The sequence below is a fragment of the Mycolicibacter senuensis genome (assembly GCF_003284925.1).
Lineage (GTDB): Bacteria > Actinomycetota > Actinomycetes > Mycobacteriales > Mycobacteriaceae > Mycobacterium > Mycobacterium algericum_A.
Window position 1 is genome coordinate 1 of the sequence record NZ_QMEX01000060.1, and the last position, 23612, is coordinate 23612.

A 23612-nucleotide genomic window follows, 5' to 3' on the forward strand; every position below is an offset into this window, starting at 1 on the left:
CACCGAGCCGGCCCGCGCCGCGACGAGCAACTCGGCGATCTGCATCGGCGGGGTCAATTCTGCTTCGCGGTGAGCCGATCGATGATGGCGTTGAAATCGTCGGTTCCAAACGACTGTTCCTCGGCCATGTTCGCGAAGTCCAAAGTGGCCAGCACGGCGCGCTCCAGGTGGATATTGAGCAGCCGCTTGGTGCTCTCCACCGCCTGGCGCGGCAGCTCGATGATCCGCTTGGCACACGAGATCGCCTCGGCCACCGGATCTTCCACCACGTGGTTGGCCAAGCCCAGCTCGACTGCGCGGGCGGCCGGAATCCGGGCTCCGGTCAGCGCGTACTCCTTGGCCTGCAACAGGCTCATCTGCAACGGCCAGGTCAGCGGTCCACCGTCGGCGGCGACCAGACCGACCTGCACGTGCGGATCCGCGAGATAGGCGCCTTCGGCCATGTAGACGATGTCGCTGAGCGCCACCAGGCTGCAGCCCAGCCCGACGGCGGGACCGTTGACCGCGGCGATCACCGGGGTGCGGCAACGCGCCATCCCCAGCACGATCTCCCGGCCGTGCGCAATCGTCTTGGCGCGCAGCTTGTCGTCGCGGCGGATCTCGTCAAGGTAGCTGAAGTCGCCGCCGGCAGAGAACGCCCGCCCACTGCCGGTCAGCACCGCGGCACGGGCATCGTGATCCTCGTCCAGCTGTGTCCACAGTTTCGCCAGGCCGCAGTGCAGTGCGTCATTGACGGCATTCAGCGCGTCGGGGCGGTTGAGCGTGATGATCCGCAACGGACCATCGGCGCGCACGTCGATTTCAGCAGGCATGTCGTACATGTCTAGACTCCCTTATCTTGTCGTGACCCGCTTCACCCGGGCTTCGCCCGCGTTCGCGATCACCCGGTCTATAGTCGTGACCCGCTTCACCCGGGCTTCGCCCGCGTTCGCGATCACCCGGTCTATAGTCGTGACCCGCTTCACCCGGGCTTCGCCCGCGTTCGCGATCACTCCGTCAATAGTCGTGACCCGCTTCATCCGGGCTTCGCCCGCGTTCGCGATCACTCGGTCAATCCCAGGATTCGGCCGGCAATGATGTTCTTCTGAATCTGCGAGGTCCCGCCCATCACACTCTGGGCGCGGCTGTAAAGGTAGGCGCTGAGCAGGTCGGGGTCGTCGACGCCACCGACCGCCAGCGCGGCGTGGCCGACGGACTGTTCCACCCAGGTCATCAGCAGCTTGTCCAGCGAGCCCTCGGGCCCGTGCGACAGGCCGTCAAGCTGTTCGGAGAGCCGCCGACGGACGTGTAACCGCAGCATCTCGGTTTCCACTGCCGCCCAAGCCAATTCCTCGGGCACCTCGGCACCGGCACGATCCACCCGAGCCGCCATCTGGCGGACGAGTTTACCGTAGCGGGCCGAGTACCCCAGCGTCGACGGCTCGCGCTCGTGGCCGACGACGGTCATCGCCAGTTTCCACCCCTCGCCCGGTTCGCCCACCAGCTGGCTCGCCGGAACGGTGGCGCCGTCGAAGAGCACCTGCCCGAATTCGGTGGTCACACCGTTGATCATCCGCAGCGGCCGCTGCTCGATGCCGGGCTGGTGCATGGAGATGATGAACGCCGAGATACCGCGGTGCCGCGGCGCGTCCTTGTCGGTGCGGGCCAACAGCAGACACCAGTCGGCGACGTCGGAGTAGCTGGTCCAGATCTTGTGGCCGTGAATAACGTAATCGTCGCCATCGCGGGTCGCGGTGGTGGTCAGCGACGCCAGGTCCGAGCCGGCTCCAGGCTCGGAGAACCCCTGGCACCAGCGCTGCGTGCCGTCGATCATCCCGGGTAGGAACCGTTGTTGCAGTTCTTTGCTCGCGTGGCGACCCAGCCCGACGACCAGATAGCCCAGGCTCGGTCGCGGCGGGGCGCCGGCGGCGGCCAGTTCCTCGTCGACGATCACGTCGTAGACCGGTGGCAGCTCCTGGCCGCCGTAGTCGCGGGGCCAGGACACGCCGAAGAAGCCGGCGCCGTAGAGGGCCTGGTGCCATTCGCCCTGGCGCGCCCAGTACTCGTCGTCGCCGGCGGCGGGAAAGGTGCCGGCCCGCTCGGTCAGCCAGGACCGAAGCCGGTTGCGGAAGTCGGCCTCGGCGGGCGAGTCACGAAAGTCCATCAGCGATCTCCCTAATCGTCACGGGCCACAGGCCGGTCGAGGTCAACGCACGCCGCAGATACACATGCGCCAGGCATTCCCAGGTGTTTCCGATACCACCGTGCACCTGGATCGCGGTCTCGCAGACCGTCCGGGCGGTGCGGGCGCAGTAGATCTTGGCGATGCGGGCGGCACGGACCGCGTCGGCCGCGTCGGCCTCGTCGACCGCCCAGGCGGCATGTCGCAGCACGCTCACCGAGCCCTCGATCAGTGCCAGCCCCTCGGCGAGCAGGTGGGCGATGGCCTGATAACTGCCGATCGGTTTGCCGTACTGTTCGCGGATCTTGGCGTAGTCGCATGCCAGTGCGTGCGCGCCGCGTGCGGCGCCGACCAGGTCGGCGCCGGTGGTCACCAGCGCCAGCGCCTGCCACGCCGCGGCGCTCTCGGCGCTGAGCTCACCGAGCTGATGCGGCTCCCCGGCCAGTTCGGCGCCGGGCCTGGTCAAGTCGGCTCCACACCGCACCGCGCCGAGCGGGACGGTCACTACCGCGCGGTCGCGCACCGTGACGGCCTGCCCCGCCCCGCGGGCGTCGACGGCGGTCTGGTGGTGGGCGACCGTGGCCGGCGCTGATCCCAGCGTCACGTGCCGGCCCAGATCGTCGGCGAGCACCGGACCGAGGAACGGCACGTCGACCAGGCCGCGGCCGAACTCCTCGGCGACGATCGCCACCTCCACGCCGGACGCCCCATCGGAGCGCAGCGAGCGCCAACCCGTTTGGGCGACAGCTTTTTCCAGCCGGGCCACTCGACCGGCATCGTCGAGTTCGGCGACCGAGCCGGGCCCCAGATCGTCGGCGAGCTTCGCCGCGGCCTCCCGCAGTTGTCGCTGCTCGGCATTCAGCCGGACATCCATAGGCGCTCCTTCAGTAGTCGACGCAACAGCTTTCCGGACGGCAGCCGGGGAATCTCGGGAACGACCACGACCCGGCGCGGGTGCTTGTAGGTGGCGAGCCGATCGGCCACCAGCTCGGTCAGCTCAGCCTCGCTGACCGGTGCGCGCAGCGCGACCGCTGCCACGACGGCCTCCCCGTCGCGCTCGTCGGGCACCCCGAACACCCCGCAGTCGGCGACGGCCGGATGCTCGTGCAGCACCGCCTCGATCTCGGCGGGGGCCACCTGAAAACCGCGGACCTTGATCATCTCCTTGCAGCGGTCGGTGATCCGCAACCAACCGCCGGTGTCGAGGTAGCCGACATCACCGGTGTGAAACCAGCCGTCGCGCAATACTTCCGACGTCGCCTCGTCGGGAAGATAGCCGGCCATCAACGACTCGGAACGGGCCAGGATCTCACCGGGGACGCCCGGCGGCAGCGGCTCGCCGGTGGCCATGTCCACCACCTGAAGCGCCACCCCGGGAACCGGGCGACCGACGGTGTCCAGCACCGCCTCGTCCCCGCGGGCCGCATCGGTCGGGCTGCAGGCCAGCACCGGCAGCTCGCTGGTGCCGTAGGCGGGCACCCAGCTGACCCCGGTGCGCCGGGTGACCTGTTCGGCGACGGCGGCTGTGATGGGCGTGGCGCCCCACATGATGTAGCGCAGCGACGACAGGTCGAACGATTCCAGCTCCGGGTGTGCGGCAATGGCCAGCGCGATCGGTGCCACCGCCATCTCCACGGTGATCCGGTCTTGGCCGATCGTTGCCAGCATCACGTCGATGTCGAAGCGGCGGTGCAGCCGCACCTGCGCCCCGACGCTCAGCGCGGTCAGGATGTTGAGCAGCCCGAGGATGTGTGACGGCGGGGTCACGACCTGGATCCGGTCATCCGCGGTCAGTCCCAGCGCGTCCCGCCAGTGCCGCACTCCCGCGGCCAGCGAGGCGTGGGTGTGCCGCACCGCTTTGGGCAGGCCGGTGGTACCGGAACTGAACACCAGCAGTGCGTCGGCGCCGGGCTCCGGCGGGTCATCGGCGGGCGCCACTGCCGCCACCGGAGCGATCTCGTCGTCGAGATGCCGCATCGGCATCAGCTCGGCCAGCACCGACTGGTCGCCGAGCGCGTAGCGGGGCTGGGTCAGCGCCAGCGCGTGCGCCACCTCGTCGCGCTTCCAGGCGGGACTGATCAGGGCGGCCACCGCCCCGAGCCGCCAGATGGCCTGCACGGCGACGACGAACTCGGGCCGGTTCGACGCCATCAACGCGACCCGGTCACCGGCCGTCACGCCGTCGCCGGACAGCACGGCCGCCAGCGCGCCGGCCCGTGCGTCCAGCTCCGGCAGGGGTAACTGCCGGTCCTCGAACGTGAGCACCGCGGTAGATGACGCACGCAGCCCAGAAGACATTTGAGAAGATCCTATCGGTTTGAGAGAATAGTATTCTCTGTAACGAAGAACGCAAACCGGAAGGGGTGGTCATGGCGGTCACTCATGTTTTCCAGCGGGCGACCGTGACCCGCATCGTCAAGGAGACCGCCGACGCGTACACGTTCGTGCTGGCACCGCATGAGGGGACGTTCCCCTACCGGGCCGGTCAGTACTCGACGTTCCAGGTACACGTCGACGGCGAGGAGCTCTACCGGTCCTACTCCATGTCGAGCGCCCCGGAGACCGACACCGAGCTGATGACCACGGTCAAGCGGGTGCCCGGCGGGAAGGTGTCGAACTGGTTGCTGGACAACCTCGCCGAGGGCGACGAGTTGACCATGACCCGCGCGGCGGGGACCTTCTGCCTGGACTCCTCGGACTCCCCGCTGCTGGGATTCTCCGGCGGCAGCGGGATCACGCCGATCCTGTCGCTGGCCAAGAGCGCGCTGGCCACCACCGACCGCACAGTACGGCTGCTCTGCGCCGACCGGGACGCCTCGGCGGCGATCTTCGACGACGCGCTGAGCGAACTCGCGGCCCGGTACCCGGGCCGGCTGTCGGTGCAGCGGCATCGCGACGCCGAGAACGGGCTGCTCGACGCGGCGGCCGTCACCGCGTTCGTGGGCGCGGACACCGGGGCCGACTGCTACCTGTGCGGCCCGGAGGGCTTCATGGCGGTGGTGCGCCAGGCCTGGCCGGGCCCGGGTCGGCTGTTCGTCGAGGACTTCGACACCGGCGGCGCCGCCGCCGAGATACCGACGGCGGCACCGGCCGCTGCCGGCACCGCGGCCGAGGTGAGCGGGACGGTGACGATTCACCTCGGGCGCAAGAAGGAGTCGGTGCCGCGCGTCGCCGGCGAGACCCTGCTGGAGAGCGCCCGGCGGGCCGGGCTGACACCGCCGTTCTCCTGCGAGGCCGGCAACTGCGGCACCTGCATCGCCCACATCAGCGAGGGCAGCGCGAAGATGATCGCCAACACCGCACTCGACGATGACGAGGTCGCCGACGGCTACATCCTGACCTGCCAGGCTGTTCCCGAAGGCGGCTCGATCACCGTCCACTACGAATAGTCATCGAATGGTCGGGTCGGGCCCGGCCGCCGGTTGTCAACCGGCGGCGGCCCCGTAGCCCAACGTGCTCTTGATCTCCACATATTCGTGGAAACCGGCATCGCTCCACTCGCGGCCGTTGCCGCTGCGCTTGTAGCCGCCGAACGGTGCGTTCATGTCGAAGGCGTGGTTGATCGCCACCGAGCCGGCCCGGATCCGGCGGGCGATCCCGCGCGCGGCGTCGAGGTCGGCGCCCGACACGTAGCCGGCCAGGCCGTAGTCGGTGTCGTTGGCGATCTCGACGGCCTCGTCCAGGTCGTCATAGCCGAGGATGCACAGCACCGGGCCGAAGATCTCTTCGCGCGCGATCGTCATCTGGTTGTTCACGTGCGCGAAGACCGTCGGTCGAACGAAGTAGCCGCTGTCGAGTCCGTCGGGCCGGCCCGCGCCGCCCGCGGCGACGGTCGCCCCCTCGGCGATGCCCTGCTCGATCAGACCCTGCACCTTGGCGAACTGCGCCGCCGACGCCACCGGGCCGATCGCCTTGGCGTCGGCGGGATCACCCACCTTCACCTGCTCGGCGACCGCCTTCGCGATCGCGATGGCCTCGTCCATCCGGGAGTTGGGCACCAGCATCCGTGACGGCGCATTGCAGCTCTGCCCGGAGTTGACCATCATGACCGACACGCCCGCGGTGACGCTGGCAGCGAACGCATCGTCGTCGAGCACGATGTTGGGGCTCTTGCCGCCGAGTTCCTGGGTCACCCGCTTCACCGTCGGTGCGGCGTTCTCGGCCACCGCGACACCGGCCCGCGTCGAACCGGTGAACGACACCATGTCGACGTCGCGATGTTGCGCCAGGGCCACCCCGACGCCGGGACCGTCGCCGTTGACCATGTTGTAGACGCCGGCCGGAACGCCCGCGGCGGCCATGATCTCGGTGAAGATGTAGGCCGAGAACGGCGCGACCTCCGAGGGTTTGAGCACCATGGTGCAACCGGTCGCCAGCGCCGGGTAGACCTTCACCGCGATCTGGTTCAGCGGCCAGTTCCACGGGGTGATCAGACCGCAGACCCCGATCGGCTCCCGGACCACCAGGGTGTCGCCACGCTGTTCTTCGAACGCGAAGTTCTTCAGCGCGTCGATCGCGGTGAGCATGTGGCCGAGCCCGAGTTGCACCTGGGTTCCCCCGGCCAGCGCGGGCGGCGCCCCGATCTCCTCGTGCACCGCATCGGCGAGATCACTGCTGCGGCGCTGATATTCGGCCAGGATCGACTGCAGCAGATCCAGGCGTTCGGTACGGCTGCTCTGCGACCAGCCGGCAAACGCCCGCCGTGCCGCGGCGACGGCACGGTCGACGTCGGCGGCCGAACCAAGCGCGATCTTGCCGGCGACCTGCTCGGTGGCCGGGTTCTCGACGTCGAGGGTGTTGAGCTCGACCGGGTCCACCCACTGGCCGTCGATGTAGAACTTGAGGTATTCGCGCATCACTACACTCCTTTGAACTACCGGATTCCCTGGGTCTCGTCGGGCACCTGGACCGGGTGGGCCAGGCCGAAGCTGTATCGGATGTGGTCGGCGTGGCCGTTCGGCACCACCGGGAAGATCACCGGCGCCGTGACATCCCGGATCTCCTCGATCCGTCGGTCGACCTCCTCGAGGGTCCACGACGGCTGGTAGACGCCCGGGCTTTCGGCCACCACCGCCCGGGCCACCCGGCCCGCCAGCGCGATCAGCACTTCGCCGGTGACCGAGCAGGATTCGTGCGCAAGCCAACCGACCACCGGCGCGACCAGTTCGGGTTCCATCGGCGGGTAGCCGGACGTGTCGATGCCCTCGGCCATCCGCGTCACCGCCGCCGGCACCACGACGTTGCAGCGGACACCGGCCGGCGCGCCCTCCAGCGCCGCGACATTGCTCAGCCCGATCACGCCGGCCTTCGCGGCCGCATAGTTGGCCACACCGGCGTTGCCGTAGAGGCCGCCGATCGACGAGGTCAACACGATGCGACCGTAGCCTGCATCGCACATCACCGGGAAGGCCGGCCGCACCACGTGGAAGGCCCCCCGCAGGTGAACGTCGAGGACGGCGTCGAAATCTTCCGAGCTCATGTCCCGCAACGAGCCGCGCCGGACGTTTCCGGCGTTGTGGATCACGGCGTCGAGCCGGCCGTAATGCTGCAGTGCCGCAGCGATGATGTCCCGGCCGCCCTGCGGTGTCGCGACCGACGCGGTGCAGGCGATCGCGTCGCCGCCGGCGTCGCGGATCTCGGCGGCCACCGCCTCGGCGGGGTCCTCGCGCACCCCGTCACCGCTGAGGTCGGCCCCGGTGTCGTTGACCACGACCCGCCCGCCCCGCTCGGCCAGCAGCTGTGCGTAAGCGCGGCCCAGCCCCCGCCCGGCACCGGTCACCACGGCGACCCGGCCATGGAAGTTCAGCGGTTGCCCTGTGCTCAAGCGAAGGGTTCCTCACCGGCCAGCTTGGTCCGGCGCAGCATCCGGCCGGAGTTGGGGTCGTACGGCAGCGCCCGGTGCATCGTGCCGGTGTTGTCCCACATGACCAGATCGCCGACCGACCACCGGTGCCGGTAAACGAACTGTGGTTGGGTAGCCCAATCACGGAGCCGCACCAGGGTTTTGGTGCTGTCCGCGTAGTCCATGCCGACGATGTTGCTGGCGGTGCAGCCCAGGATCAGCGACTTGCGCCCGCTGCGGTGCGTCCAGACCACGGGCAGTTCCCGCTCTCCGATCGCCATCATCTGCCGAAGTGTCGCGAAGTCGGGCTCGGGGTCGTAGTACAGCAGCGAGTTCCAGGCGGAGTGCATGGCGCGCAGCGACGCGATCTGGTCCTTGTCGTCATCGGAGAGGTCGTCGTAGGCGGCGTAGGTGTTGCAGAACTCGGTGTCACCGCCGCCGCCGGCCGGCAGCACCCTGCTCGACAGCAGCGATGCGAGGATCGGCACCTGGTTCATGGTGCCGTCCAGGTGCCAGTAGAAGGAGCCTTTGAGGTAATCGGCCTGCTTGTTGACGTTGGTGTCCAAGGTGACGTCGTAGACGGCCTCGCCGTCCCGTTCGGGTGCCAGCGTGCCCAGCGTCTCGGTGAAGGCGATCTGCTCGGCATCGGTGAACCCGATCTGCGGGAACACCAGCACGCCGCGCCGCTCGAGCAGCTCGCGGATCGCCCCGGCATGGTCGCCGCTCAGCAGCGCCGCCTTGTCGGCGTGGACCTCGGTTGCGATGCGCTCGGTGAGGTCGCGTGTCGGCAAACTGCTCGTCGTCTGCAATGTCACTGCAGTTCCATACCTTTCAGGTCGCCCGCCTCGCGCCACTGCTTCAACAGATCATCGAAGGCGTAGAAGCCCGGTGAGTAAACCTCTCCCAGGAAAGAGCGGCTGGCGTCGCCGAACCCCCGGCCCTCGTTGTTGTAATAGCCGGGCGTGCAGGACAAGTCGAACGCCGAATTGTCGAACGCCAACTCCCGGATGGTGTTCACCCAGGCGTCTTGACCTTCCTGACTGGGCTCGACGACCGTCGCTCCCCGGTTGAGAGCCTCGGCGATGATGTAGGCGATGTGCTCGGCCTGCTGCTCGAACATCGCGGTGGTGTTGGCAGACACGCCGCCCTGGATGAAACCGGTGTGGAACTGGTTGGGGAAGCCGCGGCTGGTCATCCCGTGCAGGGTCTGGAACCCGTCGCGCCAGTGGTCGAACAACGACACGCCGTCGCGGCCCTCGATGACGTCCATCGCGTATCGACGGCTGATCTCCGTGGAGATCTCGAAACCACTGGCGAAGATGACGCAGTCGACCTCGTACTCGACTCCGCTCGCGACAATGCCCTTTTCCGTGAGTCTTTCGACGCCCTTGGATTCGGCCACGTCGACCAGCGTGACGTTGGGCCGATTGAACGCGGGCAGGTAGGTGTCGCTGGAGGTCGGTCGCTTGCACATGAACCGGTAGTACGGCTTGAGCGCCTCGGCGGTCTGCGGATCCTCGACGATGTCGGCGATCCGGCGGCGCAGCCGCTCCATGATCTTGTAGTCCTCCTCCTCCCGCATCGCCATGATCTCCTCGACGCCCAGCGCCGTCGGGTCGGGACTGGCGCCGATGCGAGCGGTGAGGTTGCGACCCAACTCGGTCCAGAAGTCGCACACCATGTCGGGGGCGTCGAACACCACGCCCTCGAACGGCGACCAGCGGTGAAAGTTGCGCTTGCGCTCGGCCTGCCAACCGGGCTGCAGCGACGCCGCCCACCGCGGGTCGGTGGGCTCGTTGCCGCGGAAGTCCACCGACGACGGGGTGCGCTGGAAAACATAGAGCTGCTTGGCGTCTCGGCCCAGGTGCGGGACCAGCTGCACACCGGTCGCGCCGGTGCCGACCAGCGCCACGCGCTTGTCGGCCAGCTTGTCCAAGCCACCGCCTGAGTCACCGCCGGTGTAGTCGTAATCCCAGCGGGCCGAGTGGAAGACGTGTCCGCCGGCGTTCATGAAGTCCTTGATGCCCGCGATGCCGGGCAACTTGGGCCGGTTGTAGGAGCCCTGCGCCATCACCACGAACCGCGCCCGCAGGTCATCGCCCCGGTTCGTCGTCAGCCGCCAGCGCCGGAGTTCCTCGTCCCAGCGAACGGTGCGTACCTGGGTCGAGAAAATCGCACCGTCATAGAGGCCGAAGTGCTTGCCGATGTTCTGGCAATGCTGGAATATCTCGGCGCCGTCGGCGAACTTCTTGGACGGCATGAAGTCGAGCTCTTCGAGCATCGGGATATAGCAGTAGGCGTCGTTGTCGCACTGGATTCCGGGGAAGCGGTTCCAGTACCAGACGCCGCCGAAGTCGCCGGCCATCTCGATGACCCGCACATCGCGCACGCCGGCCTTCTTCAGGTAGGCGCCGGCCAGCAGTCCGGCGATGCCACCGCCGAGGACCACGACTTCGATGTCGGCGTCGATGGGCTCACGCGGCGTCACCGCGGTGTGCGGATCCACCTCGGCGAACTCCACGAAATCGTCTTTGAGTTCGAGGTACTGACTCGATCCGTCGGAGCGAATGCGTTTAGCCCGTTCGGCGGCGTACTTCTCACGGAGCGCTTCGATGTCGAAGTCGTCCGGGGTCTGGGTCGGCGGGCACTCCGTCATCGATCGTTTCCTGTCGGGATCTGCTCGGGCGCGCCGGCGGCCATGTATTTCGCCAGCTGGTGGTGCAGGTTGACGATCGCGCGCTCCCGGTAGGGGTTGGGCCTGGCGCCCTGATAGCCAAGGGATTTCATTCCCTGCTGGACCGCGGCCATGTTGGAGAAGTCCTGCGGCAGCACCGAGCGCCACCCGGGATCGCCCACCGGGGTGTACTCCCACTGTGTTTGCGGTTCTTCGCCTTTCGGAAACAGCTCGAAGACCGAGACCTCGAAGATGCACTTGTCGGGGTTGTAGCTGGGATGCGGCCGGGCGCTGTAACACAGCGCGCTGGTGAGGCCCTGGCCGATCTGGAAGTTCGGGAAGATCTGCCAGGCGGTGCCGGCTTGGCCGAGCACGTCGGCCGGGATCGTCGGCCAGATGACGCCGCGGGCTTCGTCGTCACGGCGCGCCGAGGCCAGCCAGTGTTCGAGGACCTTGTCGGCCGGGGTGCCCTCGGGAAGCTCGTCGACCAGCCGTTTGGCGGCGTTCACCAGGGTCGTCGTGGTGGTGGCGTTGGTCTCCTCCATGGTGTAGATCTGCATCTCCGCGGTCGAAACCCGGGGGTCGGCGCCGGTGCCAAGCCGGATCTTGGACTTGGTGGTCTCCAGATCCTCAGGAGCGTCGTAGCCGATGTTGCTGTGGCGGCCCTGCACTTTGGCCCAGCCCTTGAATTCACCGAACCTGTTGAACTCCGGGTGGGTCGTATAGACGTGGTAGGTCTCGTTGAAGGCCTCCATGGCGACCTTCCAGTTGCAGTCGAATTCCAGCCATTTGCGCCACTTGTAGCGCATGTTCTCCAGCCCGAACGGGTCGAGGATCTTGGCTGCGGGAAACAGGTAGTCGGCCAGTGATTCGCACTCCGGGTCCATGTTGATCCAGACCCAGCCGCCCCAGGTGTCGACGCGCACCGGGCGCAGGTGGGTGTTCTCCGGCGTCAGTGTGCCCTGCCAGTCGTCCTGTTCGCGGATGTGGGTGCACGCCCCGTCCAGGCCGTAGGTCCAGCCGTGGAAGCCGCAGACGAACGATTTGCGGGTGCGCGCGCAGGCGTTCTTCTCCCCGGCCGGGGTGTCGACCAGCCGGCGGCCGCGGTGCATGCAGACGTTGTGGTGGGCGGCAAAGGTTTCCGGTCCGGTCCGCACCACGATGATCGAGTCGTCGAGGACGTCGTAGGTGAGGTAGCTGCCCACCTCCGGCAGATCCTCGACCCGGCCGGCCTGCTGCCACACCTTGCGCCACAGCTTGTCGCGTTCGGCGCGGGCGTAGTCAGCGCAGGTGTAGGCCTCGATACCGATCGTCATCGGTTGCGACAGTTCTTCGGCCGAATCGGCGTTGTGCACCGGATCGGTCATGACATCCTCCTCATCGCCGCGCGGAAGGTTTCGTCTTTGAGGAACAGCGAGGTGTTGTCCGCGCCGAGGTGACTCCACTTGAGGTTGAGTCCACCGTCGACCAGCAGGGTCTGCCCGGTGATGTAACTGGACAGGTCCGACAGCAGGAACAGGATCGGCCCGGCCTGCTCCTCGGGTCGGCCGCGCCGTCCCATCGCGATCGCGCCTCGGTCGCGATCGGGATCCTCGTCGACGTAGGTTCCCGATGCCACGGTCTCGGTCACCCCCGGCGCCACCGCATTGACCCGGATACCGGCGGCCGCCAACTCAAGGGCCATGGTGCGCGTCATCGCCACGACGCCGGCTTTGGCAGTGCCGTAGGCGATGTGGAACGGCGCGGTGTTCATCCCGCTGATCGAGGAGATCGAGACGATCGAGCCCGGCCGCTGCTGCGCCAACAGCTCGGCGGCAACCGCACGGCTCATGAAGAACGCCGTTTCGAGGTTGTGCGCGAAGATCTCCCGCCAATCGGAGCGGGCCACCCGGGTCGAGGGCATCCAGGTCGACGGCGCCGCCCCGCCGGCGACGTTGACCAGCCCGTAGAGCTGCCCGTCGGCGGTGCGCGCCGCGGCGAGCACCGCGGTCACGCCCTCGTCGGTGCCGGCGTCGGCGGCCACCGGTACCACCGGCAGGCCGGCAGCGGCCAGCGGCGCGATGTGCTCGTCGAGGTTCTCCGCCGAGCGGCTCACCGCGATCACCGTGGCACCGGCTTGCGCGGCCATCGCGGTGACCGTCGTCCCGATGCCGCCGCCACCTGCTCCCGACACGATGACGACACGGCCATCCAGGCCCAGCAGGCCCGAGTGACTCAGCAGGCTGGAGTGATCCGCCATTACCCGCCTTCTCCTGGCACAAGCAGCAGATCCGCACCCTCCGGCGGCGACGTCAGACACCGGGTATGCGGATTTGTCCGGACAACATACGTGATTCTTCGTTCTGAAGAACACTATTCCGCAGCACGATGGGCCCAGTCAAGGGCAGAGCCAAGCGGCCAGGTGGTTTTATTGTCTGGACTAACGGGCCGAGCCTCGAGCGCCTGCGGCGACGGCCTGGACGCATCCGGCCGCGGCGTCGGCACGCGCGGCCGGACCGGCACACCCGTCGAACGGCGCCGAACCGGGACGAATCACCGCCGGACGAAGCCGGCCCGTACCCGCGGTGCGTCATGATGGAACTCGGCAAACGCAGGCTATTTCGACCACGACCGTTGTCAGACCCGAGGAGAGATTGAAGTGCCGTCCGGTCAACGCCGGGGCCGCTGGTCCGGGGTCCCGCTGGCGGAGCGCCCGGCCCTGCGCCGCGACGAATTCATCGAGGCCGGCGTCGGACTGCTCGGCGACGAGAACGGACCCACGCTGACCATCCGGTCGCTCTGCCGCGCCGCCGCGCTGACCGAACGCTACTTCTACGAGAGCTTCACCGACCGCGACGAATTCGTCCGCGCGGTCTACGACGACGTGTGCACACGCGCGATGACAACGCTGCTGTCGGCCCAAACGCCGCGAGCGGCCGTGGAAGCCTTTGTCACGTTGATGGTCGACGACCCGGTGCGCGGCCGGGTGCTACTGCTCGCCCCGGCGACCGAGCCGGTGCTGACCCACTCCGGCGCCCAATGGATGCCCAACTTCATCGGGATGCTGCAGCGCAAACTCACGCGGATCGGTGATCCGCCGCTTCAGCACATGGTCGCGACCGGGTTGATCGGCGCGCTGACAGCCCTGTTCAGCGCCTACCTGGAGGGGCGGCTGGCAGCGACCCGCAGCCAGTTCATCGACTTCTGCGTCGACATGCTGCTCAATACCGGCCGACCCCACGATGGCGGCGACAACACGCCGCCGCGAACTTGATGTCACCGGAAGACACAGATATATTGCCTGCAACTAGCGGACACAGATACCAGGAGCTGTTATGGCGCGTGAATGGACCGACCTGGAGCTGCTGCACGAACTCGAGCCCGTCGTCGAGAATGCGGTCAACCGGCACTTCTCTATGACCAAGGACTGGAATCCCCACGACTACGTCCCCTGGTCGGAGGGCAAGAACTACTACGCCCTCGGCGGGCAGGACTGGGACATCGAGCAGTCGAAACTGTCCGAAGTCGCCCGGACGGCCATGGTGCAGAACCTGCTGACCGAGGATAACCTGCCCTCCTACCACCGCGAGATCGCGATGAACTTCACCATGGACGCCCCGTGGGGCACCTGGGTGAACCGGTGGACCGCCGAGGAGAACCGGCACGGCATCGCGCTGCGTGACTACCTCGTAGTGACCCGCAACTGCGACCCGATCGAGCTGGAGACGCTGCGGATGGAGACCGTCAACCGCGGCTTCAGCCCGGGCCAGAACCAGCAGGTCTCCGGCGACCTGTTCGCCAAGAGCTTGTTCGACTCGGTCGTCTACGTGACCTTCCAGGAGCTGGCCACCCGCATCTCGCACCGCAACACCGGCCGGGCCTGCAACGACCCCGTCGCCGACCAGCTGCTCGCCCGGATCTCAGCCGACGAGAACCTGCACATGATCTTCTACCGCGACATCAGCGCGGCCGGTTTCGACATCGCGCCAGAGCAGGCGATGTACTCGCTGCACCGGGTGCTGGCTAACTTCCAGATGCCCGGGTACGTGGTCCCGGAGTTCCGCCGCAAGGCGGTGATCATCGCCGTCGGCGGTGTCTACGACCCGCGCATCCACCTGGACGACGTGGTGATGCCGGTGCTGAAAAAGTGGCGCATCCTCGAACGGGACTTCACCGGCGAAGCGGCCCGCTACCAGGACGAGATCGGCAAGATCGTCGCCGAGCTGGAACAGACGTGCGAGAAGTTCGAGGTGGCCAAGCAGCGCCGGCTCGAGCGGGAGGCCAAGATGGCCGAGAAACGCGCCGCCAAGAAGGAATTCGCGTCATTGGCGCAGTAACCGGCGGCAGCGGCGGTAACGTGCTGACCGCGCAGCGGCGCGGGCTGCGGATCGGTTCGCTCACGCTCGCCAGCCCGGTGGTGCTGGCCCCGATGGCCGGCGTGACCAACGTCGCCTTCCGCACGCTCTGCCGCGAACTGGAACAGTCCCGGGCCGGAACGGTCAGCGGGCTCTACGTGTGCGAAATGGTGACCGCCCGCGCGCTCGTGGAACGCCATCCGGCCACCCTGCACATGACCACGTTCTCCCCCGCCGAGTCACCGCGCTCGTTGCAGCTCTACACGGTGGACCCGGACACCACCTACGCCGCGGCGAAGATGATCGCCGACGAGGGCCTGGCCGACCACATCGACATGAATTTCGGCTGCCCGGTGCCCAAAGTGACCCGGCACGGCGGCGGGTCGGCGCTGCCCTACAAGCGCCGGTTGTTCGGCAACATCGTCGCAGCGGCAGTCCGCGGCACGGCCGGCACCGAGATCCCGGTGACCGTGAAATTCCGGATCGGGATCGACGAAGCCACCCACACCCACCTCGATGCCGGCCGTATCGCCGAGGCCGAGGGCGCCGCGGCGGTGGCCCTGCACGCCCGGACAGCAGCGCAGCGCTACTCCGGCAAGGCCGACTGGGAGCAGATCGCCGCACTCAAGGAGCAGGTGCGCTCGATCCCGGTGCTCGGCAACGGCGACATCTTCGAGGCCGGCGATGCCCTGGCCATGATGGCGGCGACCGGCTGCGACGGCGTCGTCATCGGCCGCGGCTGCCTGGGGCGCCCGTGGCTGTTCGGTGAGCTGTCGGCGGCATTCGCCGGTCGCCCCGTCCCGACCCCGCCCACGCTGGGCGAGGTCGCCGACATCGTCCGGCGCCACGGTGAACTGCTGGCATCGCACTTCGGCGAGGACAAGGGCATGCGGGAGATCCGTAAGCACGTGGCCTGGTACCTGCACGGCTTTCCGGCGGGCTCGGAGCTACGGCGCACGCTGGCAATGGTCACGACGCTGGCCGACCTCGACGCGCTGCTCAGGCAACTCGACGGGTCGATACCCTTCCCGACTGCGGCGACCGGACCGCGGGGACGGCAGGGCTCACCGGCCAAGGTCACCCTTCCCGAGGGTTGGCTCGCCGACCCGGACGACTGCACCGTGCCGAGCGGAGCTGACATTATGCACTCAGGTGGCTGAAATGAGACGTCCTCGACATCGCGTGTCTGGAAACTTCTCAGTAGAATAAGTAACTTATTGCCCCGGGAGGGGTTGTCCCCTGCGGGGGGCGGAAACAGGCACGGAGAATCGACGGCGATCACCCGTGCCAGGCTGACGTGTGACCGATACCCGTCAGTCCCGAAGACTCGGAGGCCCGTGAGGACATGAGTGACGGCGATAGCGCCACTCCTGGACGCTGGCCTGGAGAGGGCCGGGACGACGGTGACCATCAGCTGATGACGATGAGCCCGCCCGGACCCGCGCCGTGGGAGCGCTGGCAGACCCCGGCCGACGACCCCGCGCCGGCCCCGCGGCGGCCGGCTGCGTCACGCCGCCGCCACCGTGGTGATGGTTCGGTGACCGTCGCGGACCTGATCGCCCGGGTCAACGCCGGTGTTCCGCCGTCCGGTGGCCGCAGCCAGCGCCGTGCCGCCACCGTCGCCGACGAGCCAGCGGCGGCTGCCGATCCCGCGACTGGCGGAGAAGCCGCCGAACCCGGGGAGACCAAGCCCGACCCGGACCCTGAGCTCTGGGCAGCCTTCGCCGCGACGGACGCGCCGAATTCCACCGCCGACATCGCCGAGGTGGCCTACCCCTCGGAGTTGCCCGACCTCGACCGGATTCACGGCACGGACTACGACGAGCCCGGTGAAACCGCGTGGTCCGACGACTGGGCCGGCTCCGAGCCCACCACCGAACTACCGGGTTCACTCGGCGGTCCCAGCTTCGCCTCTCCTGCGTCGAGCCTCGCTGAACCGCCGGGTCCAAGCGACGGTCCCAGCTTCGCCTCTCCTGCGTCGAGCCTCGCTGAACCGCCCGGTCCACTCGGCGGTCCCAGCTTCGCCTCTCCTGCGTCGAGCCTCGCTGAACCGCCGGACGTGGCCCAAGAGCTACCGCCGGCGCGAATCGACCCGCCGGGGCACGACGACCTTGAATCCGACGAGCCGCGGCCGCGAAAGACCGGTCACGGGGCGCTGCTGGCCGGCCGGGCGGTAGCGGCCATGATGGCGGTTCTTGCCCTGGTGCTGACCGGTTCGGCGTGGCAGTGGAGCGCCTCGAAAAACCGCAGCCTCAACCACGTCAGCGCGCTGGACCCCAACTCGCACGACATCCTCGACGCGGCCGGGCAGTACGGCGACGAGAACTTCCTGATCGTCGGCGCCGACACCCGGGCCGGGGCTAACAGCAATATCGGCGCCGGCAGCACCGAGGACGCCGAGGGTGCCCGGTCCGACACGATCATGCTGGTCAACATCCCGGCGAACCGGAAACGCGTGGTGGTGGTGTCCTTCCCGCGTGACCTGGCGATCACGCCGATTCAATGCGAGGTCTGGAATCCCGAGACCGGCGCCTACGGCCCGATCTACGACCCGAACACCGGCACCTACAGCGACGACACCGTCTACACCGAGACGAAGCTGAACTCCACGTACGCCTTCGGCGGTCCCAAGTGTCTGGTCAAGGAGATCCAGAAGCTCTCCGGGCTGGCGGTCAACCGCTTCATGGCCGTCGACTTCGTCGGCTTCGGCAAGATGGTCGACGCCCTGGGCGGCGTGGAGGTGTGCACCACCAGCCCGCTCTACGACCTCGAGCTGGGCAGCGTGCTGGAGAACAGCGGGCGCCAGCGGGTCAACGGCGCGACGGCACTGAGCTACGTGCGCGCCCGCAACGTCACCACCGAGGACAACGGCGACTACGGCCGGATCAAACGCCAGCAGCTCTTCTTGTCGTCACTGCTGCGCTCGTTGATCTCCACCAACACCTTCTTCTCCCCGACCAAGCTCAACAACGTGGTGAACATGTTCATCGGCGACAGCTACGTGGACAACGTCAAGACCAAGGACCTGGTGAATCTGGGGCAGTCGCTGCAGAAGGTGTCCGCCGGGCACATCACCTTCGTCACCGTGCCGACCAGTGAGACCGACGAGAACGGCGACGAGGTCCCGCGGATGGACGACATGCGAGCGCTGTTCGACGCCATCATCAACGACGACCCGCTACCCGGCGAGAACGATCACAACGCCACGTCGGTCCCGACCACCGCGACCAGCCCGACTCCGCAATCCACCCAGGCCGCCGCGACACCGGCCAGCCCGACCGCCAAGCCGTACAGCGAGCAGGTCCGGGCGGTCACCACCTCCCCCGGCGAGGTCACCGTGCGGGTGTCCAACGCCACCGACCAGTCCGGCCTGGCCGCCGCAACCTCTGAGGGCCTGCAGCACTGGGGCTTCGACGTCGACAGCGCCGATGACTACCCGGCAACGGTCAAGACCACCAAAGTGCTGTTCTCCCCGGGCAATGAACAGGCCGCCGCCACCGTGGCCTCAGCGCTGACCGGTGCGCCGATCGAACGGGTCGCCGGGCTGGGCTCCATCGTGCGAGTGGTGCTGGGTGCGGATTTCCGCGCCGTCAGCAGGCCGGCGGTCACCGGCTCGCAGATCAACGTGCAACTCAACCGCGGCGCCAGCGTCGAACCCACCGAGCTGCCCGACGACCTGACGGTCACCAACGCCGCCGACACCACCTGCGAGTAAACGCGGCGGCGGCGCGCAGCCGCCTCAAGCCCCGTCCGGGTTAGTCTTGAGGGCATGCGAACCGCCTATCACGAGCAACTCTCGGACTTGGCCGAACAGCTCGGCAAGATGTGCGGCCTGGCCGGAATCGCCATGGAACGTGCCACGCAGGCCCTGCTGCAGGCCGACCTGGTGGTGGCTGAGCAGGTGATCACCGACCACGAGAAGATCGCCGCGATGAGCGCGCGCGCCGAGGAGAGCGCCTTCGTGCTGCTGGCGTTGCAGGCACCGGTCGCCGGGGACCTGCGAGCCATCGTCAGCTCCATCCAGATGGTCGCCGACATCGACCGGATGGGCGCGCTGGCACTGCACGTCGCCAAGATCGCTCGCCGTCGGCACCCGCAACACGCCCTGCCCGAAGAGGTGAACGGATACTTTGCCGAAATGGGCAGGGTGGCAGTCGATTTGGGAAACAGCGCGCAAGAGGTGCTGCTGTCACGGGACCCGGAGAAGGCCGCCCGGATCCGCGAAGAAGACGATGCGATGGATGATCTGCACCGGCATCTGTTCTCGGTGATGATGGACAAAGAGTGGCGCCACGGTGTCGCCGCGGCCGTCGACGTGACACTGCTCGGCCGGTTCTATGAACGATTCGCCGACCACGCTGTGGAGGTGGCGCGCCGGGTGATCTTCCAGGCGACCGGCAAGTTCCCCGACGAGAACACCCTGCCCCCACCCGATTAGGACGACTATCGCGCGCCCCGCAGCGCGACGTCGGCTACCGCGTCGTCGCCTCGTGCGGCGGGTCCGTTTTTCGGGTCCATTTCCAAGAGGAATATCATCCTTTTTTTCCACAGCAGGCTGTTAGTCTGCTGGCAGCCCGTGCCGTGCTTGCTCCGTGTGGTTTCGCGGCCGGGCCGATCCGGTGATACAGCGGGTGTGTTCCTCAACCCTGATTCGACCCGAAAGGCCCCGAGATGACACGGAACGGTTACGGTGCGGCACTGGGAGTCCTGGCCGCCGGCACGCTGGCCTTGTCCGGCTGCGGCAGCGACCACAACACCACCTCTCACGGCACCGATTCCTCCGGAGGTTCGTCGGCCGGCAGCGACTGCGGCGGCACCGAGACGCTGAAGGCGAGCGGATCGACCGCCCAGCAGAATGCCATGGCCAGATTCGTCAAGACGTTCATCGCGGAGTGCCCCGATCAGACGGTGAACTACACGGCCAACGGGTCCGGTGCCGGCATCCGCGAATTCCTCGGCGGCCAGACCGATTTCGCCGGCACCGACGTGCCGCTCAGCACCGACGAGTACGCCCAGGCGCAGCAGCGGTGCAGTTCCCCGGCCTGGAACCTGCCCGCGGTGTTCGGCCCGATCGCGATCACCTACAACATCGCCGGTGTCGACAATCTGATTCTCGACGGACCGACCGTCGCAAAGATCTTCAACGGCGCCGTCACCAGCTGGGACGACCCTGCGGTGAAAGACCTCAACCCGGGCGCCGCACTGCCCGCCGCGCCCATCCATGTGGTGTTCCGCAGCGACGAGTCCGGCACCACCGACAACTTCCAGCAGTATCTGGAGGGCGCCTCCGATGGCGCGTGGGGCAAGGGCACCGGGAAGTCGTTCAACGGCGGCGTCGGCGAGGGTGCCAAGGGCAATGACGGCACCGCGGCCGCGATCAGCACCACCGAGGGCGCCATCACCTACAACGAGTGGTCGTTCGCCCAGGCCAAGAATCTGCGCACCGCGCAGATCATCACGTCGGCCGGTCCGGACCCCGTCGCGATCAGCACCGAATCGGTGGGCAAGACCATCGCCGGAGCCACCATCAAGGGCGAGGGCAACGATCTGGTGCTCGACACCGCGTCGTTCTACAAGCCCAGCAACGCCGGCTCCTACCCGATCGTGCTCGCCACCTACGAAGTGGTCTGCTCGAAGTACCCCGATGCCGAGGTGGGCACCGCCGTGCGGATGTTCCTGAAATCGACCATCACTTCCGGGCAGTTCGGTCTGGATGAGTACGGATACGTGCCGATCCCGGACGCGTTCAAGCCGCGCCTGTCGGCCGCAGTCGACGCCATCGAGTGACCCTGCCCCACCGGTCACCGCGGTTTCGAGGGTGTTGGCGCCATGGCCGCTAACACCTCGCAATCGTCGGTGCCCGTCTCACTGCCCCGCAAACACGGGTCCGGCGGGGAACGGATATTCCGGGCGCTGGCGGTGTCGGCCGGTTCGACGGTCGTCGCCGCGATCGCGCTGATCGCCGTCTTCCTGCTGATCCGCGCCGTACCGTCCCTGCAAGCCAACACCGCGAATTTCTTCACCACCGCCACCTTCAGCACCGGCGGCGCCGACGGTCTGGCGTTCGGAATCCGGGATCTACTGGTGGTGACGGTATTGACCTCGCTGCTCGCATTGGTAGTGGCGGTGCCGATCTCGATCAGCATCGCGATCTTCCTCACCCGCTATGCGCCACGGCAGCTGTCGCGGCCGTGCGGCATCGTCATCGACCTGTTGGCTGCGGTCCCGTCCATCATCTTCGGACTGTGGGGGATCTTCGTGCTGGCGCCGATGCTCTATCCGGTGGCGAAGTTTCTCAATCGCCACCTGGGCTGGCTGTTTCTGTTCGCCAAAGGCAACGTGTCACTGGCCGGCGGCGGGACCATCTTCACCGCCGGGATCGTGCTGGCCGTGATGATCCTGCCGATCATCACCTCGGTGTCGCGGGAGGTCTTCCGCCAGACCCCGACCGCGCACATCGAGGCGGCCCAGGCGCTGGGCGCCACCCGATGGGAGGTGGTGCGGATCGTGGTGCTGCCCTACGGCCGCAGCGGCGTCATCGCCGCGTCGATGCTGGGGCTGGGCCGTGCCCTGGGCGAGACGATCGCCATGCTGATCATCTTGCGAGCGGCCCCGCGTCCCGGTAACTGGTCGCTGTTCGACGGCGGGTACACGTTTGCGTCCAAGATCGCGTCCGCCGCATCGGAGTTCAGCGCCCCGCTGCCGACCGGCGCCTACATCGCCGCTGGTTTCGCCCTGTTCGTCCTGACGTTCGTCGTCAACGCCGCCGCGCGTGCGGTGGCCGGCGGAAAGGTCAACGGATGAGCGCCCCCGCACTGACAGCACCGGTCAAGTCCCGGGTGCGCAGCCCCATCAGCATCAGGCGCCGGATCACGGACCGCTTCGCCGCGCTGATATTTGTGATCTCGTTCGGCATCGCGACGGTGCCACTGATCTGGCTGCTGTGGGTAGTGATCGCGCGCGGCTGGCAGGCAGTCGTCCACGCGTCCTGGTGGACGCACTCGCTGCGCGGCGTACTGCCCGATGAGTTGGCCGGCGGGGTGTATCACGCGTTGTACGGCACCCTGGTGCAGGCCGGGGTCGCCGCCGTACTGGCGGTGCCACTCGGTCTGATGACCGCGATATACCTGGTCGAGTACGGGTCGGGTTGGTGGGCCCGGTTGACCACGTTCATGGTCGACGTGCTCGCGGGGGTGCCGTCGATCGTCGCGTCGCTGTTCATCTTCAGTCTGTGGATCGCCACCCTGGGCTTCGAGCAGAGCGCGCTGGCGGTTTCGCTGGCACTGGTGCTGCTGATGCTGCCGATCGTGGTGCGGTCCGCCGAGGAGATGCTCCGGCTGGTCCCCGACGAGCTGCGGGAGGCCAGTTATGCGTTGGGGGTTCCGAAGTGGAAGACGATCATCCGAATCGTGCTTCCGACCGCAATGTCAGGGATCCTGTCCGGAACATTTCTGGCGCTGGCCCGAATCATCGGTGAGACCGCCCCGGTGCTGGTCCTGGTCGGTTACAGCCGCTCGATCAACTACGACATTCTGCACGACAACATGGCCTCACTACCGCTGCTGATCTACAGCGAACTCGCCAACCCGGAGACCGCCGGCCAGACCCGGGTGTGGGGGGCGGCACTGACATTGATCATCGTGGTTGCGCTGAGCGCAGTGATGGCCGCGGTGGCGACCCGGCTCACCTCGGTCCGGCAGCGATGACCGGGCCGCCGGCCGGACCGCTATGAGCCGGCCGCCAGCTTGACCACCCGGTTGTTACCGCGGTCAGCCACGTACAACGCACCGTCGGCGTCGACCACCACCTGCAAGGGCGTGTTGAGGCCGGCGAACGGCAACTTGGTCTGGTTGTTGGTCACGGGATCGAGCTTCATGACCTTGTGGTTCTCGTGGTTGGTGACGTAGACGTTGTCGGCGCGGTCAACCGAGACGCCCCACGGTGAGGACAGCCCCGTGAACGGAAGGTCCGTCTGGGTATTGGATCCGGCGCTCAGTCGCACCACCCGGTCGTTGTCGGTGTCGGTGACGTAGACGTTGCCGTTGCTGTCGACGGCCACGTCGTCGGGATTGTGAAGCCCGGTGAACGGCAGCACGACCTGCGCGCCGGCGCCGGCCGGCAACTTAAGCACCCGGTTGTTACCCCGGTCGGCGACGTAGACGCTGCCCTGAGCGTCCACCGTCACCCCCTCGGGGTAGTTGAGTCCGGAGAACGGCAGTTCGGTCTGCTCGCCGGTGTCCGGGGCCAACTTCACCACCCGGTTGTTGAAGTCGCTGACATAGACCGAGCCGTCGGCGGCCACTGCCACGCCCTGCGGCTCGTAGAGACCGGTGAACGGCAACACTTCCGGATTGCTCGATCCCGGCGCCAGCTTCAGCACCCGCCCGTACATGCTCTGGTTGGTGATATAGAGGTTGCCGTCACCGTCGAGCGCCAGGCCGCCAGGGGACAGCCGAAAGCTCAACCCCTCCAGCGGCACCACGCTCTGCCCGTCCGCCGAGACGCCGGTCGCTGAACCCGACTCACGGCTGAGCGCATATCCGCCGGCCACGCCCACGATGGCAAGCACCACCGCCGCCACGGCGGCCGGCAGCAGCCACT

21 protein-coding genes are annotated in these 23612 nt (G+C 67.7%); 9 read left to right on the plus strand and 12 right to left on the minus strand.

Annotated elements, in window-relative coordinates; translation table 11 throughout:
- Positions 1 to 53: 53 nt before the first annotated feature.
- Genes DQP56_RS14360 through DQP56_RS14380 form a run of 5 tightly spaced genes read right to left on the minus strand, consistent with a single transcriptional unit; the run spans position 54 to position 4459 of the window.
- Positions 54 to 821 carry an enoyl-CoA hydratase/isomerase family protein gene (locus DQP56_RS14360; protein ID WP_112686486.1) on the minus strand — a complete coding sequence of 256 codons (768 nt, stop codon included), beginning with the start codon at positions 819 to 821 and terminating at the stop codon, positions 54 to 56.
- 12 nt (positions 822 to 833) lie between these two features.
- Complete coding sequence (locus tag DQP56_RS14365) at positions 834 to 1046, minus strand: hypothetical protein (RefSeq protein WP_112686488.1); 213 nt, start codon at positions 1044 to 1046, stop codon at positions 834 to 836.
- Complete coding sequence (locus tag DQP56_RS14370) at positions 1043 to 2143, minus strand: acyl-CoA dehydrogenase family protein (RefSeq protein WP_112686490.1); 1101 nt, start codon at positions 2141 to 2143, stop codon at positions 1043 to 1045. The genes DQP56_RS14365 and DQP56_RS14370 overlap by 4 nt, the downstream gene beginning before the upstream one ends.
- Positions 2130 to 3035, minus strand: coding sequence for an acyl-CoA dehydrogenase family protein (locus DQP56_RS14375; protein WP_112686492.1), 906 nt, complete (start codon positions 3033 to 3035; stop codon positions 2130 to 2132). The genes DQP56_RS14370 and DQP56_RS14375 overlap by 14 nt, the downstream gene beginning before the upstream one ends.
- Positions 3020 to 4459 (minus strand): class I adenylate-forming enzyme family protein, encoded by a 1440-nt coding sequence (locus DQP56_RS14380; RefSeq protein ID WP_112686494.1) that lies wholly within the window; start codon positions 4457 to 4459, stop codon positions 3020 to 3022. The genes DQP56_RS14375 and DQP56_RS14380 overlap by 16 nt, the downstream gene beginning before the upstream one ends.
- 71 nt (positions 4460 to 4530) lie before the next feature.
- Here DQP56_RS14380 and DQP56_RS14385 point away from each other — a divergent pair, with 71 nt between their 5' ends.
- Positions 4531 to 5550 carry a ferredoxin--NADP reductase gene (locus tag DQP56_RS14385; RefSeq protein WP_013830443.1) on the plus strand — a complete coding sequence of 340 codons (1020 nt, stop codon included), beginning with the start codon at positions 4531 to 4533 and terminating at the stop codon, positions 5548 to 5550.
- Positions 5551 to 5586: 36 nt separating this feature from the next.
- On the opposite strand, the gene DQP56_RS14390 is transcribed toward DQP56_RS14385, so the two are convergent.
- The 6 genes from DQP56_RS14390 to DQP56_RS14415 are packed head-to-tail and all read right to left on the minus strand — an operon-like array spanning position 5587 to position 12916.
- On the minus strand, positions 5587 to 7017 hold the full coding sequence (locus DQP56_RS14390; RefSeq protein WP_112686514.1) for an aldehyde dehydrogenase family protein: 1431 nt from the start codon (positions 7015 to 7017) through the stop codon (positions 5587 to 5589).
- 17 nt (positions 7018 to 7034) lie between these two features.
- Positions 7035 to 7985, minus strand: a complete 951-nt coding sequence (locus DQP56_RS14395; protein ID WP_112686496.1) for an SDR family NAD(P)-dependent oxidoreductase — start codon at positions 7983 to 7985, stop codon at positions 7035 to 7037.
- On the minus strand, positions 7982 to 8818 hold the full coding sequence (locus DQP56_RS14400) for a TauD/TfdA dioxygenase family protein (protein WP_112686498.1): 837 nt from the start codon (positions 8816 to 8818) through the stop codon (positions 7982 to 7984). Before DQP56_RS14400 ends, DQP56_RS14395 begins: the two co-directional genes overlap by 4 nt.
- Positions 8815 to 10659 carry a flavin-containing monooxygenase gene (locus DQP56_RS14405; protein ID WP_112686500.1) on the minus strand — a complete coding sequence of 615 codons (1845 nt, stop codon included), beginning with the start codon at positions 10657 to 10659 and terminating at the stop codon, positions 8815 to 8817. The genes DQP56_RS14400 and DQP56_RS14405 overlap by 4 nt, the downstream gene beginning before the upstream one ends.
- Positions 10656 to 12044 carry an aromatic ring-hydroxylating oxygenase subunit alpha gene (locus DQP56_RS14410; protein WP_112686502.1) on the minus strand — a complete coding sequence of 463 codons (1389 nt, stop codon included), beginning with the start codon at positions 12042 to 12044 and terminating at the stop codon, positions 10656 to 10658. Before DQP56_RS14410 ends, DQP56_RS14405 begins: the two co-directional genes overlap by 4 nt.
- Complete coding sequence (locus DQP56_RS14415) at positions 12041 to 12916, minus strand: SDR family NAD(P)-dependent oxidoreductase (protein WP_112686504.1); 876 nt, start codon at positions 12914 to 12916, stop codon at positions 12041 to 12043. Before DQP56_RS14415 ends, DQP56_RS14410 begins: the two co-directional genes overlap by 4 nt.
- A 399-nt stretch (positions 12917 to 13315) precedes the next feature.
- Between DQP56_RS14415 and DQP56_RS14420 the strand changes: the two genes are divergently transcribed.
- The 8 genes from DQP56_RS14420 to pstA all read left to right on the plus strand — a co-directional run bounded on the left by DQP56_RS14420 (position 13316) and on the right by pstA (position 22717).
- Positions 13316 to 13930 (plus strand): TetR/AcrR family transcriptional regulator, encoded by a 615-nt coding sequence (locus DQP56_RS14420; RefSeq protein WP_013830450.1) that lies wholly within the window; start codon positions 13316 to 13318, stop codon positions 13928 to 13930.
- 61 nt (positions 13931 to 13991) lie between these two features.
- Positions 13992 to 14993: an acyl-ACP desaturase gene (locus tag DQP56_RS14425; RefSeq protein WP_112686506.1), complete on the plus strand. Its 1002-nt coding sequence runs from the start codon at positions 13992 to 13994 to the stop codon at positions 14991 to 14993.
- Between the two features lie 44 nt (positions 14994 to 15037).
- Positions 15038 to 16171, plus strand: coding sequence for a tRNA dihydrouridine synthase DusB (gene dusB, locus DQP56_RS14430; protein WP_112686516.1), 1134 nt, complete (start codon positions 15038 to 15040; stop codon positions 16169 to 16171).
- Positions 16172 to 16356: 185 nt separating this feature from the next.
- Positions 16357 to 18726, plus strand: coding sequence for an LCP family protein (locus DQP56_RS14435; protein WP_112686508.1), 2370 nt, complete (start codon positions 16357 to 16359; stop codon positions 18724 to 18726).
- A 54-nt stretch (positions 18727 to 18780) separates the two neighbouring features.
- Positions 18781 to 19449 carry a phosphate signaling complex protein PhoU gene (gene phoU, locus DQP56_RS14440; protein ID WP_013830454.1) on the plus strand — a complete coding sequence of 223 codons (669 nt, stop codon included), beginning with the start codon at positions 18781 to 18783 and terminating at the stop codon, positions 19447 to 19449.
- Positions 19450 to 19682: 233 nt separating this feature from the next.
- Entirely contained in the window at positions 19683 to 20798 is a 1116-nt protein-coding gene (gene pstS, locus DQP56_RS14445; RefSeq protein ID WP_112686510.1) for a phosphate ABC transporter substrate-binding protein PstS, read from the plus strand.
- A 42-nt stretch (positions 20799 to 20840) separates the two neighbouring features.
- Positions 20841 to 21815 (plus strand): phosphate ABC transporter permease subunit PstC, encoded by a 975-nt coding sequence (gene pstC / locus DQP56_RS14450; protein WP_234825672.1) that lies wholly within the window; start codon positions 20841 to 20843, stop codon positions 21813 to 21815.
- Positions 21812 to 22717 (plus strand): phosphate ABC transporter permease PstA, encoded by a 906-nt coding sequence (gene pstA / locus DQP56_RS14455; RefSeq protein ID WP_112686512.1) that lies wholly within the window; start codon positions 21812 to 21814, stop codon positions 22715 to 22717. Before pstC ends, pstA begins: the two co-directional genes overlap by 4 nt.
- A 20-nt stretch (positions 22718 to 22737) precedes the next feature.
- Here pstA and DQP56_RS14460 read toward each other — a convergent pair.
- The coding region (locus tag DQP56_RS14460; RefSeq protein ID WP_286167763.1) for an NHL repeat-containing protein at positions 22738 to 23612 on the minus strand (875 nt) is incomplete at its 5' end.